The organism is Neoroseomonas eburnea, from assembly GCF_018129005.1.
In the GTDB taxonomy this organism is placed as follows: Bacteria; Pseudomonadota; Alphaproteobacteria; order Acetobacterales; family Acetobacteraceae; genus Neoroseomonas; species Neoroseomonas eburnea.
This window is the reverse complement of record NZ_JAAEDL010000005.1, coordinates 85,470-101,032: the sequence shown is the minus strand read 5'-3', so window position 1 is coordinate 101,032 and position 15,563 is coordinate 85,470. Positions and strand designations below refer to the sequence as shown.

At 72.3% G+C, this 15,563-nt stretch carries 12 protein-coding genes; 2 read left to right on the top strand and 10 right to left on the bottom strand.

Annotated elements, in window-relative coordinates; genetic code table 11:
- Nucleotides 1-33 precede the first annotated feature (33 nt).
- Nucleotides 34-741, bottom strand: coding sequence for an NUDIX hydrolase (locus GXW74_RS06935; RefSeq protein ID WP_211845751.1), 708 nt, complete (start codon nt 739-741; stop codon nt 34-36).
- Between the two features lie 97 nt (nt 742-838).
- Here GXW74_RS06935 and GXW74_RS06930 point away from each other — a divergent pair, with 97 nt between their 5' ends.
- Entirely contained in the window at nt 839-2,380 is a 1,542-nt protein-coding gene (locus tag GXW74_RS06930; protein ID WP_211845750.1) for an AMP-binding protein, read from the top strand.
- A gap of 136 nt (nt 2,381-2,516) precedes the next feature.
- Here the strand turns inward: GXW74_RS06930 and GXW74_RS06925 are convergent, their stop codons facing one another.
- The 8 genes from GXW74_RS06925 to GXW74_RS06890 form a co-directional block, all read right to left on the bottom strand.
- Nucleotides 2,517-3,485: a Bug family tripartite tricarboxylate transporter substrate binding protein gene (locus GXW74_RS06925; RefSeq protein ID WP_211845749.1), complete on the bottom strand. Its 969-nt coding sequence runs from the start codon at nt 3,483-3,485 to the stop codon at nt 2,517-2,519.
- A gap of 151 nt (nt 3,486-3,636) precedes the next feature.
- Complete coding sequence (locus GXW74_RS06920) at nt 3,637-4,797, bottom strand: acyl-CoA dehydrogenase family protein (RefSeq protein ID WP_211845748.1); 1,161 nt, start codon at nt 4,795-4,797, stop codon at nt 3,637-3,639.
- A gap of 151 nt (nt 4,798-4,948) precedes the next feature.
- Entirely contained in the window at nt 4,949-6,073 is a 1,125-nt protein-coding gene (locus GXW74_RS06915; protein WP_211845747.1) for a CaiB/BaiF CoA transferase family protein, read from the bottom strand.
- A 3-nt stretch (nt 6,074-6,076) separates the two neighbouring features.
- Nucleotides 6,077-6,817, bottom strand: a complete 741-nt coding sequence (locus GXW74_RS06910) for an enoyl-CoA hydratase/isomerase family protein (RefSeq protein WP_211845746.1) — start codon at nt 6,815-6,817, stop codon at nt 6,077-6,079.
- Nucleotide 6,818: 1 nt separating this feature from the next.
- Entirely contained in the window at nt 6,819-7,781 is a 963-nt protein-coding gene (locus GXW74_RS06905; RefSeq protein WP_211845745.1) for a Bug family tripartite tricarboxylate transporter substrate binding protein, read from the bottom strand.
- Nucleotides 7,778-9,925 carry an acetate--CoA ligase family protein gene (locus GXW74_RS06900; protein ID WP_211845744.1) on the bottom strand — a complete coding sequence of 716 codons (2,148 nt, stop codon included), beginning with the start codon at nt 9,923-9,925 and terminating at the stop codon, nt 7,778-7,780. The genes GXW74_RS06905 and GXW74_RS06900 overlap by 4 nt, the downstream gene beginning before the upstream one ends.
- A 42-nt stretch (nt 9,926-9,967) precedes the next feature.
- A complete protein-coding gene (locus tag GXW74_RS06895; protein WP_211845743.1) occupies nt 9,968-10,840 on the bottom strand; it encodes an MBL fold metallo-hydrolase in 873 nt (290 codons plus the stop codon).
- Between the two features lie 16 nt (nt 10,841-10,856).
- Nucleotides 10,857-12,062 carry an MFS transporter gene (locus GXW74_RS06890; protein ID WP_211845742.1) on the bottom strand — a complete coding sequence of 402 codons (1,206 nt, stop codon included), beginning with the start codon at nt 12,060-12,062 and terminating at the stop codon, nt 10,857-10,859.
- Nucleotides 12,063-12,267: 205 nt separating this feature from the next.
- On the opposite strand from GXW74_RS06890, the gene GXW74_RS06885 reads away from it, so the two are divergent.
- On the top strand, nt 12,268-14,568 hold the full coding sequence (locus GXW74_RS06885) for a heavy metal translocating P-type ATPase (protein WP_211845741.1): 2,301 nt from the start codon (nt 12,268-12,270) through the stop codon (nt 14,566-14,568).
- A gap of 153 nt (nt 14,569-14,721) precedes the next feature.
- On the opposite strand, the gene GXW74_RS06880 is transcribed toward GXW74_RS06885, so the two are convergent.
- The gene (locus GXW74_RS06880; RefSeq protein ID WP_211845740.1) at nt 14,722-15,468 is read right to left on the bottom strand and encodes a dienelactone hydrolase family protein; all 747 of its coding nucleotides are present in this window, start codon (nt 15,466-15,468) and stop codon (nt 14,722-14,724) included.
- Nucleotides 15,469-15,563 lie beyond the last annotated feature (95 nt).

Genomic DNA, 15,563 nt, shown 5'->3' with positions numbered 1-15,563 from the left:
TGCTGGTGTCTGCCTGGAGGCCCCGCCGTGCCGTCACATCGACGGCGGGTCGCCGGCGAGGAATTCCTCCCCGCCGTAGTCGGCCTCGATCGGGATGCGGAGGTAGCGACCCTCGGGCGTGTCGCGCTGGATCGGCAGGACCGTGACGACGGGCCGCGCGCGGGCGGCGGCGAAGGCCTCGGCGACCGAGGTGCTGCGCGCCAGCTTGTTCAGGTTCATGCGCGTGGGGAAGACGATCTTCTTCGTGCCGGCCTCGGCTTCGGCGAGGGCATCGATGGGGCGGATCCACACGCTGTCCACCGCCTCGTGGCCGTCATGCAGCGCGTCCTGGTCCACCGGCGCGGCGGCGAGGAAGAAATGCGTGTCGAAACGCTTGGGCACCGGCAGCGGCGTGATCCAGTGGGCGAAATGCGCAAGGCCGCTGGTGTCGGGCACCAGCCCGCGGGCGGCCAGCATGGTGGCGAACTCGCCCTCCGCCGCAGGCGGCACGCCGGGCGCCGCGAGCAGCACGCCGCATTCCTCCCAGGTCTCGCGGATGGCGGCGATGCGGAAGGCGCCCTGCGCATCGCCCCCGGCCAGCACCAGGTCGGAAGCCTCCACCCGCCCGCCCGGGAAGACCAGCGCACCGGAGGCGAAATCGATCTGGTGGTGGCGTACCACCATGAATACCTCGAGCCCGCCCGGCCCGTCGCGCAGCAGCAGGACGGTGGAGGCGGGGCGGGCGGGGGCGGGACTGGACATCATCCGCATTGCAGCGCGCCCGGGCCGCCACCGCAAGGCGCGTTGACGCCGCCGCCACGGCACAGCAGCCTTGCGCCCAACGAGGAGGAGCAACGACATGGCGCAGATCGCGCGCTGGGCCAGGGAAGCACCGGACAAGATCGCGGCGCATTTTCCCGATCTGGGCATCAGCATCACCTTCGGAGAGCTCGACGCCCGCGCCAACCGCGCCGCGCAATGGCTGATCTCCCTCGGGCTGGAACCGGGGGACGGCGTGGCCCTGCTGATGGACAACCGGCCCGAATTCATCGAGCTGGTCTTCGCCTGCCGCCGGGCGGGGCTCTACTACACGCCACTCTCGGTGCATCTGCGGCCGCAGGAAGTGGCCTACATGCTCGGCGATGCCGGGGCGAAGGCGATCATCGTCTCGCCGGGCCTGGCCGAGCTCGCCACCGCGCTGCTGCGGGAAGGCGCGACCGGGGAGGTGCCGCGCTTCGCGATCGGCGAAGGCCTGCCGCGCTACGGATCCTACGAGGCGGCCCTCGCGGCCTTCCCGGCGCCGACACGCCTGCCCGAACGGCCGGTCGGCCGGGAATTCCTCTATTCCTCGGGCACCACCGGCCTGCCCAAGGGCATCAAGCGCCCCCTCCTGTCCTGGGAGAACCGCAACACGCCCGACTGGGACACCACCTGGAAGTCGATCTACGGCTTCGGTCCGGACACGGTCTATCTCTCGCCCGCGCCGCTGTACCACGCGGCGCCGCACGGCTTCACCATCCGCCGGACCATCGCCGAAGGCGGCACCGCCGTGGTGATGGCGAAGTTCGACCCGCTGCGCGCGCTCGAGCTGATCGAGCGCTATCGCGTCACCCACAGCCAATGGGTGCCGACCATGTTCGTGCGGCTGCTCGCCCTGCCCGAGGCCGACCGCATGCGCTTCGACCTCTCCTCCCACCGCTGCGCCATCCATGCGGCCGCCCCCTGCCCGGTCGGCGTGAAGCGGCGGATGATGGAATGGTGGGGGCCGATCCTCTGGGAATACTACGCGGGGTCCGAAAGCGTCGGGACGACCGTGGTCTCGCCGCAGGACTGGCTGGCGCGGCCCGGCACGGTGGGCAGGCCGGTCAACGGCGTGAAGCTGCACATCTGCGACGATGACGGCAACGAACTGCCCGTGGGCGAGGTGGGCCGCATCTGCTTCGAGGGTGCGCCGCGCTTCGCCTACCACAACGCGCCGGAGAAGACGGCGGCCGCCTACAATGCGCGCGGCTGGGCGAGCCTCGGCGACCTCGGGCGCGTGGATGAGGAGGGCTGGCTGTTCCTCTCCGACCGGCGCGCCGACCTGATCCTCTCCGGCGGCGTGAACCTCTACCCGGCGGAGATCGAGGCGGCGCTCGCACGCCATCCGGAGGTGGCGGAGGTCGCCGTCGTCGGCATCCCGAACGAGGATTTCGGCGAGCAGGTCCACGCCGTGATCGTGCCGCGCGACCCGCGTGCGGATACGCGGGCGCTGCAGGCGTCGCTGGAGGCGCTGTGCAAGGAGCACCTGGCCGGGCCGAAGCGGCCACGGTCCTGGGAATTCGCGGAGGAACTGCCGCGCAGCGAGGCCGGGAAGCTGCTGCGCAGGATCCTGAAGGAGCGGTATCTCAAGCCGGCATAGGCAGGATCGAGAGGGGCGCCGCCCCTCTCGAACTCTCCCCGCCAAAGGCCGAAGGGCCTTTGGAAACCGTCACTTCGGCATTCGCGGGTGCGGGGGGCCGTGTCCGCTGCCGGGGGAGTTCGGCCCCCTCGAGCCCTCACCCGGTGCGCAGGCCGAGCCGTTCCACGCGACGGCGCTCGGCCTCGTAGGTCTCCAGCATGTTGCGCGCATAATCCTCGGTGTTGAGGTATTCGATCGGCTGGTCGAGCCGGCGCAGCGTCGCGACATGCGCGGGGTCGTAGAGTGCCGCCTTGAAGCCGTCATGCAGCGCGCGCGTGATGGCCGGGTCGAGACCCGCCGGCGCGACCAGCCCGTAGGGCGAGGTCACCACCATGTCCGTGTAGCCGAGCTCGATCAGCGTCGGCACGTCGGGCCAGCGCGGAGAGCGCTCGCGCGACCAGACGTTGAGGAAGCGCAGCTTTCCCTCGTCGACAAGCTGGCCGACGCCCGAACCGCCGGCGCCGCCCTCGATATGTCCGCCGAGCAGCGCCGGCGTCATGTCGCCCTCGCCGCGGTAGGGGACGTGCACGACCTCGATCCGCTCGCGCTCGGCGAGGTCCACCAGGGTCAGGTGCGGCGTGCCGTTGGCCCCGGTATTGCCGAGCCGCACCTGGCCCGGCCGGCGCCGCGCATCGGCCACCAGGTCCTGCCAGGTGCGATAGGGGCTCTCGGCGCGCACCGTCACGGCGAAGAGATAGCCGGTCAGATGGATGATCGGCGTGAAGTCCTTGGTCACGTCATAGGGCATGCGCTGCATGTGCGGCAGGCGCAGCGCCGGCAGCGTCATCTGGGAAACGGTGTACCCGTCCGGCCGGGCGCGCGCGACGGCGGCCGCGCCGAGCGTGCTGCCGGCACCCGGGCGGTTCTCGACCAGTACGGTCTGGCCGAAATGCCGCGTCGCGGCCTCGGCGAAGGAGCGCATCTGGACGTCCGTCGCTCCGCCCGCGGGGAAGGGGACGTAGATCGTGATCGGCCGGTTCGGGAAGCGCTCCTGCGCGGCCGCACCCCTGACGAGAGGCACTGCGAGGGTTGCGCCGAGTGCGGCGCGGCGGGTGATCGATGTCATTCCTTCTGGTCCTCCCGGTTGTGGTTCTCGTGCCGGTCGCCGGAGCTTCGACTCACGACGACCGGCCATGGCGAGCGGAGCGACCGCGCGCAAGGCGAAGGCGGATGCCGGCTCCACCGGGGTCGTCCCCCGGCGGAGCCGGCGCGACGCATCACAGCGTGCGCGCGATGATCTCCTTCATGATCTCGGAGCTGCCGCCGTAGATGCGGCCGACGCGCGCATCCGCCCAGGCCCGGCCGATCTCGTACTCGGCCATGTAGCCGTAGCCGCCATGCATCTGCAGGCAATCGTCGAGCAGGCGGTTCTGCATCTCCGTCCCCAGCAGCTTCGCCGTCGCCGCCATCTCGATGGTGAGCTGGCCCTGCATGTGCAGCGCCAGGCAATGGTCGGCGAAGATGCGGAACATCGTCGCGTTGGCCCTGAGCTCGGCCAGCTTGAAGCGGTTGTGCTGGAAGTCGAAGACCGTCTGGCCGAAGACCTTGCGGTCCTTCGCGTAGTCGATGGTCTTCTGCAGCATCACCTCCATCGACATCGCGCTTCGGATGGCGATGACCAGGCGTTCCTGCGGCAGGTTCCTGATGAGGTAGGAGAAGCCGGCATTCTCCTCGCCGAGGAGGTTCTCCGCCGGCACGCGCACATCGTCGAAGAAGAGCTCGGAGGTGTCGGCCGCATGCATGCCGATCTTCTCGAGGTTGCGGCCCTTGGTGAAGCCCTTCGTGCCCTCCTCGACGCAGATCAGGCTGATGCCCTTGCGCCCCGCGCCGGGGTCCGTCTTGCACACGACGATCACCAGGCCGCAGTTCTGGCCGTTGGAGATGAAGGTCTTGGACCCGTTGATGACCCAGTCCGAGCCATCCCGCCGCGCGGTGCTGCGCACGGCCTTGAGGTCGGAGCCCATGCCCGGCTCGGTCATGGCGATGGCGGTGATGATCTCGCCGCTCGCCATGCGCGGCAGCCATTCGCGCTTCTTCTCCGGCCGCGCGAATTCCTCGATGTAGGGCACGACGATATCGGAATGCAGCGGGAAGCCGATGCCGGAGGCGTTGGTGCGCGCGATCTCCTCGATGATCACGGCGGCATAGCCGAAATCGGCGCCGGCGCCGCCGTACTCTTCCGACATCATCGGGCAGAGCAGGCCTTCGGCGCCTGCCTTGCGCCAGACCTCGCGCGGGACGATCTGGGCACGCTCCCAGTCGCGGTGGTAGGGCACGACCTCGCGCTCGAAGAAGCGGCGCACCTGCGTGCGGAAGAGCTCGTGCTCGGCGGTGAAGACGCTGCGCGCAGTGCCGGCGCCCGGGGTCGCGGTGTCCATGGATGTTTCCTCGGAGTTTGCGGGCAAGCCTAGAGCAGAACCCGAGCAGGTGGAATCACCAGATCGGACGAAGATGCGCACGACGCCAGGGCCGGGGGCGGTCGCCACCACCCGTCGCGAACGGAAGCCGCTCGCGCGGCCGGACGCGCAGTCAGCGATCGTCGAGCAGCGCCGCGGCCTCCACCGGGGAAAACCCCCAATCGACCAGTGCCGCCGCCCCGTCCGCGCCACGCGTCGTCGCCGGCCGAGGTTCCGGCGCCGGCGTGCGGGAGAAGCGCGGGCTCGGCGCCGGCTGCGCGCCGCCGCCGCGCATGAAGAAGGTGCCGCGCGCCGCATTGTGCGGGTGGCGTGGCGCCTCCTCCAGGTCCAGCACCGGTGCCACGCAGGCATCGGTGCCGTCGAAGACCGCGGCCCAGTGGTCGCGCGGCTTCTGCCGGAAGATGGCGGCGAATTCCGCCTTGATGGCGGGCCAGCGCGCAGGATCCGTGCGGTCCGCGAAGCGCGCGGCGTCGAGCCCGAGCCCCTTCAGCAACAGCACGAAGAACTGCGGCTCCAGCGCGCCGACCGCGACGTATCTGCCATCCGCGCATTCGTAGGTATCGTAGTAGGGGCAGGCGCCGTCGAGCATGTTGCTCTCCCGCGCATTCTTCCACCGGCCCTGCGCGAGCTGCCCGAAGAAGGCGCCCATCAGCGTGGCGGAACCGTCGGTCATGGCGGCGTCCACCACCTGGCCGCGCCCGCTGCGGTTCGCCTCGAACAGCGCGGCCATGATGCCATACGCCAGCAGCATGCCGCCGCCGCCGAAATCCCCCACCAGGTTGAGCGGCGGCACCGGCCGTTGGCCCGCGCGGCCCATCGACCACAGCGCGCCGGTCAGCGCGATGTAGGTGATGTCGTGCCCCGCCGCCTGCGCCAGCGGCCCTTCCTGCCCCCAGCCCGTCATGCGGCCATAGACGAGGCGCGGATTGCGCGCATGACACGCCTCCGGCCCCAGCCCGAGGCGTTCCATCACGCCCGGGCGGAAGCCTTCCACCAGCACGTCGGCGCGCTCGACCAGGCGCAGCACCGCCCCGACCGCGGCGGGCTTCTTGAGGTCGAGCGCCAGGCTGCGGCGGCCGCGCCCGGGCACATCGGCCGGATGCCCGCCTGGCGGGCCCTCGGGCCGGTCGATGCGCAGCACCTCGGCGCCGAGATCGGCCAGCATCATGCAGCAGAAGGGGCCGGGGCCGATGCCGGCCATCTCCAGCACGCGCAGGCCGTGCAGCGGACCCGGCATGGCTCAGCGCCCCTCGAAGCGCGGTGCGCGCTTCTCGCGGAAGGCGGCCTTGCCCTCCTCGAAATCCGCCGAGGCGCGGATCGCCGCCATGCGCTGGCCATGGATCGCCATCTGCTCGGAAGGGCCGCGCGGGATGATCTCCTCCGTCACCATGCGCTTGATCTCGTGCAGCACCAGCGGCGCCATCTCCGCCAGTTCCAGCGCCCATTCCCTCGCCTTGGCAAGCGCCTCGCCTTCGGGGACAACCTCGTTCACCAGGCCGATGCGCTCGGCGCGGTCGGCATGCACGGTGCGGCAGAGCAGCATGATCTCCATCGCGACCTTGTGCGGAATGCGGGAGACGAGGCCCGAGATCATGCCGCCGGTCAGGCCGAGCTTCGCCTCCGGGTAGTAGAACTTCGCCGTGGAGCCGCAGACCATCAGGTCGCACATCATGGCGAGCACGATGCCGCCGCCGACGCACCAGCCCTCCACCGCGCAGATCACCGGCTTGAGCGGGCGGTAGCCGACGGTCGGCACGGCGCGCCACAGCTCCGGCGGATCGGCGACATCGGCGCCGAAGGTGAAGGCGCGCGTGCCGGCGGCGGTGAGGATCGCGACGCGCAGGTCGTCGCGCCGCTCGAACTCCTTCATCGCAACCTGCACCTGCTCGGCCATCGGCTTGCTGATGGCGTTGCCCTTGGCCGGGTTGTTCAGCGCCACGATGCGGACCGGACCCTCGTCCGTGACAGTCACCAGTTCCACGTCAGTTCACCCCTGCTCCAGTACGGCGCACGATCGCGCCGAAGATGTCGCGGTCCCGCCGGATGCGGTTGGCGAAGGTCTCGCCGGTCTCGAAGGCGGGCCAGAGGCCGCCCACCGCCATGGCGCGCGCGACATGCCCGGGCTTCAGCGCCTCCTCGAGCGTCGCGGCGATACGGCCAATAATCTCAGGCGGCGTGCCGGTCGGCGCGGCGATGCCGAACCAGGACATCGCACCGCGCTCGGCGAGGCCGAGTTCCATCAGCGTCGGCACGTTCGGGAATTCGGGATGGCGGCGCTCTCCGAACGTCGCGAGCGGGACCAGCCGCCCGTCGCGCACGCCGGGCAGCGCGACCGGGTCGCAGATGATCTGCACACGCCCGGCGAGAAGATCGGTGAAGGACGGGCCGGACCCGCGATAGGGCACGTGCTCGAGGCGCAGGCCGGCAGCCTCGCCGAACATCTCGCACTGCATCTGGGTGATGGTGCCGTTGCCGGCGGAACCGAAGCGGATCTCGCCCGGCCGCGCCCGCGCATAGGCGACGAAATCCTGCATGCTGCGCACCGGCACCGAGGGATGCATCACCACGAAGGCGTCCGAGGCGGCGACACGGGCGACCGGCACGAAGTCGCGATCGACGTCGTAGGGCAGCCGCATCATATGCGGGCTGATGGTGAAGATCGCGGTCGGGAAGAGCAGCAGCGTGTACCCATCATTGCGCGACCGCGCGACCTGGTCCGCACCGATCGAGCCGCCCGCGCCGCCGCGGTTCTCGATCACCACCGGCTGGCCGAGCACACGACCCCATTCCTGCGCGAGCGGCCGCGCGACCGTGTCCGTGCTGCCGCCGGGCGGGTATGGCACGACCAGGGTGACCGGGCGTTGCGGCCAGGCCCCCTGCGCCCACGCCAGCGCCGGGGTCAACAGCGCGGCGCCGAGCATTCGGCGGGACAGGGAAGCGGTCATCGCGTCGTCTCCTCCGTCAGCGTCGCGCGGGCGTCCACGACGATGGCGCCCTGACCCGCCGCGCGCAGGATCAGGGGGTTCACGTCCAGTTCCACCAGGCGCGGCCCGAGGTCCGCGGCGAGCCAGGAAAGCCGCACCAGCGCCTCGGCCGCGGCCTCGACATCCGAGCCGGGCCGTCCACGCAGGCCGCGCAGCACCGGCGCGACGCGCAGGCCTTCGATCAGCGCGCGCGCATCGGCGGCAGACAGCGGTGCCGGTGCCATCCGCACGTCGTGCAGGAACTCCACCAGCACGCCGCCGGCGCCGGCCAGCACCATCGGGCCGAATTGCGGGTCGTGGGTCGCGCCGAGGAAGAGTTCGGCCTCGCCGCGCGCCATCTCCTGCACCACGCAGCCTTCGGCCTGGCCGGGTGCGGCGGCTTCCAGCGCGGCGGCCACCTCGGTGAAGGCCGCGGCGAGGGCAGCCTCGTCGCGCAGCTTCAGGCGCACCAGGCCGAGGTCGCTCTTGTGCACCACCGCGCGACTGACGCCTTTCAGCACGACCGGGAAGCCGATGGCCCGCGCGGCAATGATGGCCTCCTCGACCGTCGCGGCGGCGCGCTCGCGCGTCACGGGGATGCCGTAGGCGGCGAGCAGGCGCTTCGCCTCGCCCTCGGTCAGCGCGCCGGGGGGCAGGGCCGGCGCGGGGCCGGCGCCATCCGGCCGCGCGGGCGGCGGCGCCGCGGCGCGCAGGCGTCCGGCGGCCTCCGCATCCAGCGCGCGGGCCACCGCCAGCGCATCCGACATGCGATCGAAGAACGGAAAATCGGCCGCGCGCATCACGGCGCGGGACGCATCGCCGACCGCGCCCGCCGTCATCAGGTAGAGCAGCGGCTTGCCGCCTTCGCGCGCGAGCGGCGGAAACAGCGCGGTACGGCCCGCCATGTCGGGTTGCGTCGTCATCGGCACCACCACGGCGCCGACATCCGGGTCCGCCATGAAGGCGCGGATGCAGGCCGAAAGGCCATCGCCGCTCGTGCCCTCGTGGAAGGATCCCGTATCGACCGGCAGGGCGACGTGGCTCTCGGGCATCCAGCGGCCGAGCACGGCGCGCGTCGCCGTCGACATGCGCGCGACCCGCAGCCCCGCGCCCGGCAGCATGTCGGCGAAGGTGACCGTGCTGCCGCCGGAGGAGGCGATCGGCGCAAGACCAAGCTCCGCCGCCGGCCAGCGCGGCAGGCGGATCGCCGCGTCGCAGGCGAGCACCATCGCCTGCGGGTCCTCCATCAGCACCGCGCCGGCGTCGCGGCAGACGGCCTCGAAGGCGGGGAAGGCGCCGGCGAGGCTCGCCGTGTGGGACCGCGCCGCCTGGGCGCCGGCCTCGCTGCGCCCGGCCTTGACGATGAAGACCGGCTTGCCGGCCTGCCGCGCCGTGCGCAGCAGGCCGCGGAAGCGCGCGGGGTCGCGCAGCCCCTCGATGTAGAGGCCGATCGCGCGCGTCGCCGCGTCCTCCAGCAGGAAGGCGAGGAAGTCCTCGAGCGCCAGGTCCGCCTGGTTGCCCACCGAGATGCAGCGGCTGAAGCGCGCGCCATGATGCCGGCCGAAGGACAGCAACGTCCCCATCAGCGCGCCCGACTGGCTGACCAGCCCGATGCCGCCCGGCGCGTAGCCGTCCTCCTCCAGCGCGAGGCTGGAGGACAGCATGGCGCGATCGACCGGATTGAAGATGCCGAGGCAGTTCGGCCCGACCAGCCGCATGCCCGCCGCGCGGGCGATGCCGAGCACACGGTCCTGCAGGGCCGCCCCCTCCAGCCCCGCTTCCGCGAGCTTGCCGGTGATCACGATGCAGGCACCGACACCGGCCGCGGCGCAATCCGCCACCTGCGCTTCCAGCGAGGCGGCCGGCACGGCGAGGATCGCGACATCCGCCGGCTCGGGCGCCGCGCTGACGCGCGGATAGGCCGGCAGGCCGCGGATCGTCGCGCGGTTCGGGTTGATCGGCAGGATCCGCCCGGGAAAGCCGTGCTTCTGCAGGTAGTGGATGACGCGGCCGCCGAACTTGCCGACATCCTCCGAGGCGCCGACGACTGCGACCGATCGCGGCGCCACGATGCGCGCGATGGGCAGGCTTCGCCCGGGTATCGCTTCCTCCACGCCCGTCTCCATCCGCGGGTCCGATGGAGAGGCTAGGACAGTCTCCGCCGCGCGTCAGCCCACCGGATCGGCGCGGAAGCCATTTCCCCAGCGGGACAGGCGCGCCCGCGAAGGCGAGGGGAAATGCGCGAAGCACAGCAGCGTGCGTGCCTCGCAGGCACATTCCAGCACCTGGCGGCGCGTGCGCGCGGCCAGCGCCGGGTCCCAGTCCGCCCGCATCGAGATCTCCGGATAGCGCGCCTGCAGGGGTGAATGGATCAGGTCGCCGGTGAACAATGCCTCCTGGTCACCCTTGCCCACGCGCAGCGCGACGTGGTGCGGCGTGTGGCCGGGCGTCGGCTCCAGCCGGATGTTCTCGGCGATGGCGTGGTCGTCGGCGACCATCTCCGCACGCCCGGCCTCGACCACCGGCAGGACGGAATCCGCGAAGGGCGGCACGGGCGCCCTGGCGTTCTCCGCGCTCCAATGCGCGAATTCCTGCGCCGAGAAGACATAGCGCGCCTTGGGGAAGGTCGGCACCCAGCGCCCGTTCTCGAGCCGCGTGTTCCAGCCGACATGGTCGACATGCATGTGCGTGCACATGACGATGTCGATGTCGTCCACCGTCAGGCCCAGCGCCGCGAGGCCGCGCATGTAGGCCTCCCCGCGCATGCGGTTCCAGAAGGGATGGTTCGGCCGGTCCTTGTCGTTGCCGACGCAGGTGTCGACCAGGATGGTGTGGTGCCGCGTGCGCACCACCCAGGACTGGATGCAGAGGATCAGCTTGCCGGTGACAGGGTCGAGCGCCGCCGGCTCGAGCCAGGCGCGGTTCTCCTCCAGCACCTCCTTCGTCAGGTTGGGGAGGAAGGTGAGCGGGTCGAAGATCGGCCGCTCCTCCTCGACGATGCGCTGGATGGTGATGTCGCCGAGCGCGAAGCCCTGGGTCATCGGTCGCCTTCCCTTCCTATCGCGCCATGTGGTCGCGCGGCGCGCGCAGCAACGCAATCCCGACCACCAGCGCCGGCAGCCCGCACGCCGCGAAGCCCAGCCCGTAGCTGCCGGTCGCGAGCAGCACGCCGGAATAGAGCAGCGGCAGCAGCAGCCCGCCCAACTGGCCGAAGGAGAGCACGCCGCCGGTCGCCGCACCGCGCTGGCCCGGGGCCGCGAGCCGCGCCGCCTCGGCCAGCAGCACGCCGTGCCAGGACATCACCGTCGCGCTCAGCACCGCCGCCACCAGCCCGACGAGCAGCAGCGGCCAGCGGGGCCCGAGCAATCCCATCAACGCAGCACCCCCCGCCATGCCAAGGGCCAGCCAGCACATCACCACCGCCGGATCCACCCGCCCGCTGCCGAGCCAGCCCCAGAAGAGGCGCCCCGGCACCGCGACCACCATGGCGACGGAGAAGACGAAGCCCGCCGCCGCGAGGCCGTGGCCGAGTTCGGTCAGCGCCACCACGAAGTAGGAGGTGAACACCGTCTGCAGTCCGTTGAAGGCGAAGCAGGCGAAGGCCAGCCGGCGCAGGTCGGGCGTGCCGATGACGCTCAGGATGGTCGTGTGGAAGTCCGACAGCCGGAAGGTCTGGCTCGGCACGCGGTCGGCGTCGAATTCGGTGCGCAGCGGCTGGAGCATGGCGGCGAAGACCAGGCAGGCGAGCGCGGAGATCAGCAGCGCGCCGCGCCAGCCCGTCAGCTCCGTCAGCAAGGGGCCGAGCAGCCCCGCGAGCAGCAACCCCGCCGGTACCGCCGTCTGCTTGATGGAGAAGACGAGCGGCGCCTGGCGCGGCGGCGAATAGCGCCCGAGCAGATGCGAGCTGGCCGGCGTGGACATCGCCGCCGCGCCGCCGCCGATGACGCCGGAGACGAGGAACAGGACCTCCGCCCCCAACGTCGCCACCGCCATGCCGAGGCCGAGCAGCACCAGCGCCGCCTGGCTCATGCGCATCGCGCCGTAGCGCAGGATGAAGCTGCCGCAGCCGAGCTGGAACAGCAGCGCCGAGAGCGCCGCGGCGCTGACATAGATGCCGAGCCAGGCCGGATCGATCGCCAGGTCCTGCAGGATCACCGGCGCGATGATCGGCGGCAGGGAGCGGCCGAGCGTCGCGAAGGTCTGCTGGAGGAACATCGCGCCGAGCACGATCAGCAACAGCTTCGTCGATCGGTCGGCCTGCATCTCGGTCCGTTCGGACGTTTCCCGCAGCGGTGCCGGCACCGCCCTAGGGTCACGATAGGCACAGCGAGGGCACGATGGTAAGCCCCCCTTGCCCGCCGCACCCGCCGGCGCTCGGCCGGGCGGCGGCGGTGCGTTGACCTGTTTCCCGGCAGTCCACGCCCCCGGGCCCGGCGGCAGACTGCGCCGCCTGAGGAAGAGGCCCCGCATGCGCCGCTACCTGCTTCTCGCCTGGGTACTGTTCGGTCTCGCGGCCGGTGGCGTCGCGCATCTGATCGGCCGGCCCGAAGCCGCCCCCTGGATCTGGTCGGCCGCCGCGCTGCCGGTCGCGGTGCATGTCGGCTTCGGGCTGTTGCGCTCCCTGCTCGGCGGGCGGGTCGGCGTGGATGCGGTCGCGCTCTTCGCCATCCTCGGCGCCGTCGCGCTGGAACAGGAAGCCGCCGCCGCGGTCATCGGCCTGATGGTCGCCGGCGGAGAGGCGCTGGAAGCCTGGGCCGAGGGCCGCGCGACGCGCGCGCTGACCGACCTCATCGCCCGCGCGCCCCGCCGCGCCGCCCGCATCGACGGCGAGGCGATCGAGGAGATCGACGTCGCCGCCATCCGCCCACGCGACCTGCTGCTCGTGCGTCCCGGCGATACCGTTCCGGCCGACGGCACGCTGGAGGACGAGGCCGCCACGCTCGACGAGAGCGCGCTCACCGGCGAGCCCCTCCCGGTCGAATTCCGCAGGGGCGCCGAGCTGCGCAGCGGCGGCGTCAATGCCGGCGCGGCCTTCCGCCTGCGCGCGGCGCGCGATGCGGCCGGCAGCACCTACGCCGCCATCCTGCGCCTGACGCAGGAGGCCGCGGCCGCGCGCGCGCCGCTCGCCCGGCTGGCGGACCGGTGGGCGGTGGGCTTCGTGCTCTTCACCGGCGTGCTCGCCACCGCGGCCTGGGCGCTCACCGGCGATCCGCTGCGCGCGCTGGCGGTGCTGGTGGTCGCCACCCCCTGCCCTCTCATCCTGGCGGCGCCGGTCGCGCTCATCGCCGGCATCGGGCGCGCCGCGCGGCGCGGCATCGTGGTGAAGGGCGGCGGCGCGCTGGAACGCCTCGCGCGCATCCGCACCGTGCTGTTCGACAAGACCGGCACGCTGACGCCGGGGCGCCCGCGTCTTGCGGCCGTCGACGCCGATCCGGAGCTGGGGCGGGAGGAGGCGCTGCGCCTCGCCGCCGCGCTGGCGCAGGGTTCGACTCATCCGGTCTCCGCCGCATTGGTCGCCGCCGCGGCGGCGCGCGGCATCGCCCTGCCGATGCCCGAGACGGTCGCGGAGATCCCCGGCGGCGGCGTGACCGGCATGGTCGAGGACCGGACCCTGCTGCTCGGCGCCGAGGGCTTCCTGCACGCCGCGGGGATCGACACGCGGGCCGGCTTCGCCATCGCCGCCCAGGTGGCGGCGGCGGCCGGCTCGGTCGCCTGGCTGGCGGTGGATGGACGCGCCGCGGCAGCCTTCGTGATGGCCGACGGCCTGCGCCGGGAAGCGCCTCGCACGGTGCGGCGGCTGCGCGCGCTCGGCGTGCGGCGCATCGCGCTCGTCACCGGGGATCGTGCGGCGGCGGCGGGCTCGCTGGGCCGCGCGCTGCGGCTCGACCAGGTCTTCTCGGACCAGGCTCCGGCCGACAAGATCGCCGTGGTGCGCGCGGAGGCGGCCGCCGCGCCGACCGCCATGGTGGGCGACGGGGTGAATGACGCGCCGGCGCTGGCCGCGGCGGATGTCGGCATCGCCATGGGCGCGGCGGGCACCGCGGCGGCCGCCGAGGCCGGCGACGTCGTGCTGCTCGTCGATCGCGTGGATCGGGCAGCCGAGGCCATCGCCATCGCCCGCCGGTCCCGTCGCGTCGCGCTGCAGGCGATTGCCCTCGGCATGGGCATGTCGGGCGTCGCGATGAGCGTGGCGGCGGCGGGGTGGCTGACGCCGCTCGCCGGCGCGCTGGTGCAGGAGGCGATCGACGTCTTCGCCATCCTCTACGCTCTCGGCGCGCTGCGGCCAGGCACGGAGGAAAAGGTGCCGGACGGCCTGCCCGCCGAGGCCGGGCTCGACGAGCGCTATGAGGAACACGCCGGCCTGCGGCAGCTCGCCGAGGCTCTGCGCGAGGTCGGCGAATCGATCGGCACGACGCCGGGCGCCGTGCCGGATCTCAGCTCGATCGAGAGCCGGCTACGCGGCGAGTTGCTGCCCCATCAGCGGGAGGAGGAGCGCGCGCTCTACCCGGAGGCGGCGCGCCGCCTCGGCGGCCGCGACCCCATGGGGCCGCTGATCCGCATGCATGCCGAGATCGAGGCGCTGGCCGATCGCGTGGCGGTGCTGCACCGGCTCGCGGAACGGGACGGAAGCTGGGAGGCGACGGCGCCCGAGCTTCGCCGCACCCTCTTCGCGCTCGAGGCGCTGCTTCGGCTGCACCTGACCATCGAGGAGGAGACGCTGGCCGAGCTGCACGGCCCGCACGGCCACGAGACGCGGTCCGCGCGCTGACGCGGCGGCGCGCCGCTCAGAGGCCGTTTGGAAAGTCCGGCACCAGCCGCACCCCCACCCGGCCACCCATTCCAGGATACTGACGTGGGTGGCCGGGTGGGGGTGCGGGCCGGCGCCGGAAACGCGCCGCGAGGCGCGTTTCCAAACGGGCGCTCAGCCCCCGCCGAGCCTCCGCCTGTACAGCGCGATCAGCCTCTCCCAGTGCCGCTCCGCCGCCGGCTTGTCGAAGCACCAGCGCTGCGGGAAGGCGAAGCCATGGTGGACGCCGGGATGGATTTCGAGCTCGCCCGCGGCGCCGGAGGCCTCGAACAGCTTGCGCAGTTCCTCGACCATCGGCAGCGGCGCGAGCTCGTCATGCTCGGCGCAGGAGATGTAGAGCTCCGCCTCGCCCTGTCCGAGCGTCAGGTGCGGGCTCTCCTCCGCATCGCTCACCAGCCAGGTGCCGTAGAACGATGCGGCGGCGGCGATCCGTCCGGGGTAGCGCGCGGCGGCGGCGAGCGCGTAGGGGCCGCTCATGCAGTAGCCATGCGCGCCGACCGGGCCCGGCCGCGCGATGCCCTCGCGGTCGAGGAAGGCCAGCATCGCCGCGACGTCCTCCATCACCGGCGGGATCGTCATCCTCGTGCGAATGGCACGCATGCGGTCGCGCTCGGGATCGCCGGCGGTCAGCACGCCGGGGCCGAACCTGGTGTCGCGGCCGGCGCGATAATAGAGATTCGGCAGCAGCACGCAGAACCCCACCGTCGCGAGGCGGCGGGCCATGTCGTGAAGCTCCTCCCGGATCCCCGGCGCATCCATCAGCATCAGCACGGCCGGATACGGACCGTCGCGCTCGGGGCGGACGATGAAGGTCTCCATCGCGCCGTCGCGCGTCGGGATGTCTTCGGTGGCCTCGATCATCCTGCTTCCTCCGGGCTGCTCTTGCCGCGACGCTAGACCCCGGCTGGACGGATGGCGATGGGCGCAGGAAAGTCGCCGCCCCGCATCGGAGGAAG

Bases quoted from the DNA above. Each gene is read 5' to 3' on its own strand.
- GXW74_RS06885 (WP_211845741.1), top strand. From the start codon at position 12,268: ATGCGCCGCTACCTGCTTCTCGCCTGGGTACTGTTCGGTCTCGCGGCC.
- GXW74_RS06935 (WP_211845751.1), bottom strand. From the start codon at position 741: ATGTCCAGTCCCGCCCCCGCCCGCCCCGCCTCCACCGTCCTGCTGCTG.
- GXW74_RS06880 (WP_211845740.1), bottom strand. From the start codon at position 15,468: ATGATCGAGGCCACCGAAGACATCCCGACGCGCGACGGCGCGATGGAG.
- GXW74_RS06905 (WP_211845745.1), bottom strand. From the start codon at position 7,781: ATGACCGCTTCCCTGTCCCGCCGAATGCTCGGCGCCGCGCTGTTGACC.
- GXW74_RS06890 (WP_211845742.1), bottom strand. From the start codon at position 12,062: ATGCAGGCCGACCGATCGACGAAGCTGTTGCTGATCGTGCTCGGCGCG.
- GXW74_RS06915 (WP_211845747.1), bottom strand. From the start codon at position 6,073: ATGCCGGGTCCGCTGCACGGCCTGCGCGTGCTGGAGATGGCCGGCATC.
- GXW74_RS06920 (WP_211845748.1), bottom strand. From the start codon at position 4,797: ATGGACACCGCGACCCCGGGCGCCGGCACTGCGCGCAGCGTCTTCACC.
- GXW74_RS06895 (WP_211845743.1), bottom strand. From the start codon at position 10,840: ATGACCCAGGGCTTCGCGCTCGGCGACATCACCATCCAGCGCATCGTC.
- GXW74_RS06930 (WP_211845750.1), top strand. From the start codon at position 839: ATGGCGCAGATCGCGCGCTGGGCCAGGGAAGCACCGGACAAGATCGCG.
- GXW74_RS06925 (WP_211845749.1), bottom strand. From the start codon at position 3,485: ATGACATCGATCACCCGCCGCGCCGCACTCGGCGCAACCCTCGCAGTG.
- GXW74_RS06900 (WP_211845744.1), bottom strand. From the start codon at position 9,925: ATGGAGACGGGCGTGGAGGAAGCGATACCCGGGCGAAGCCTGCCCATC.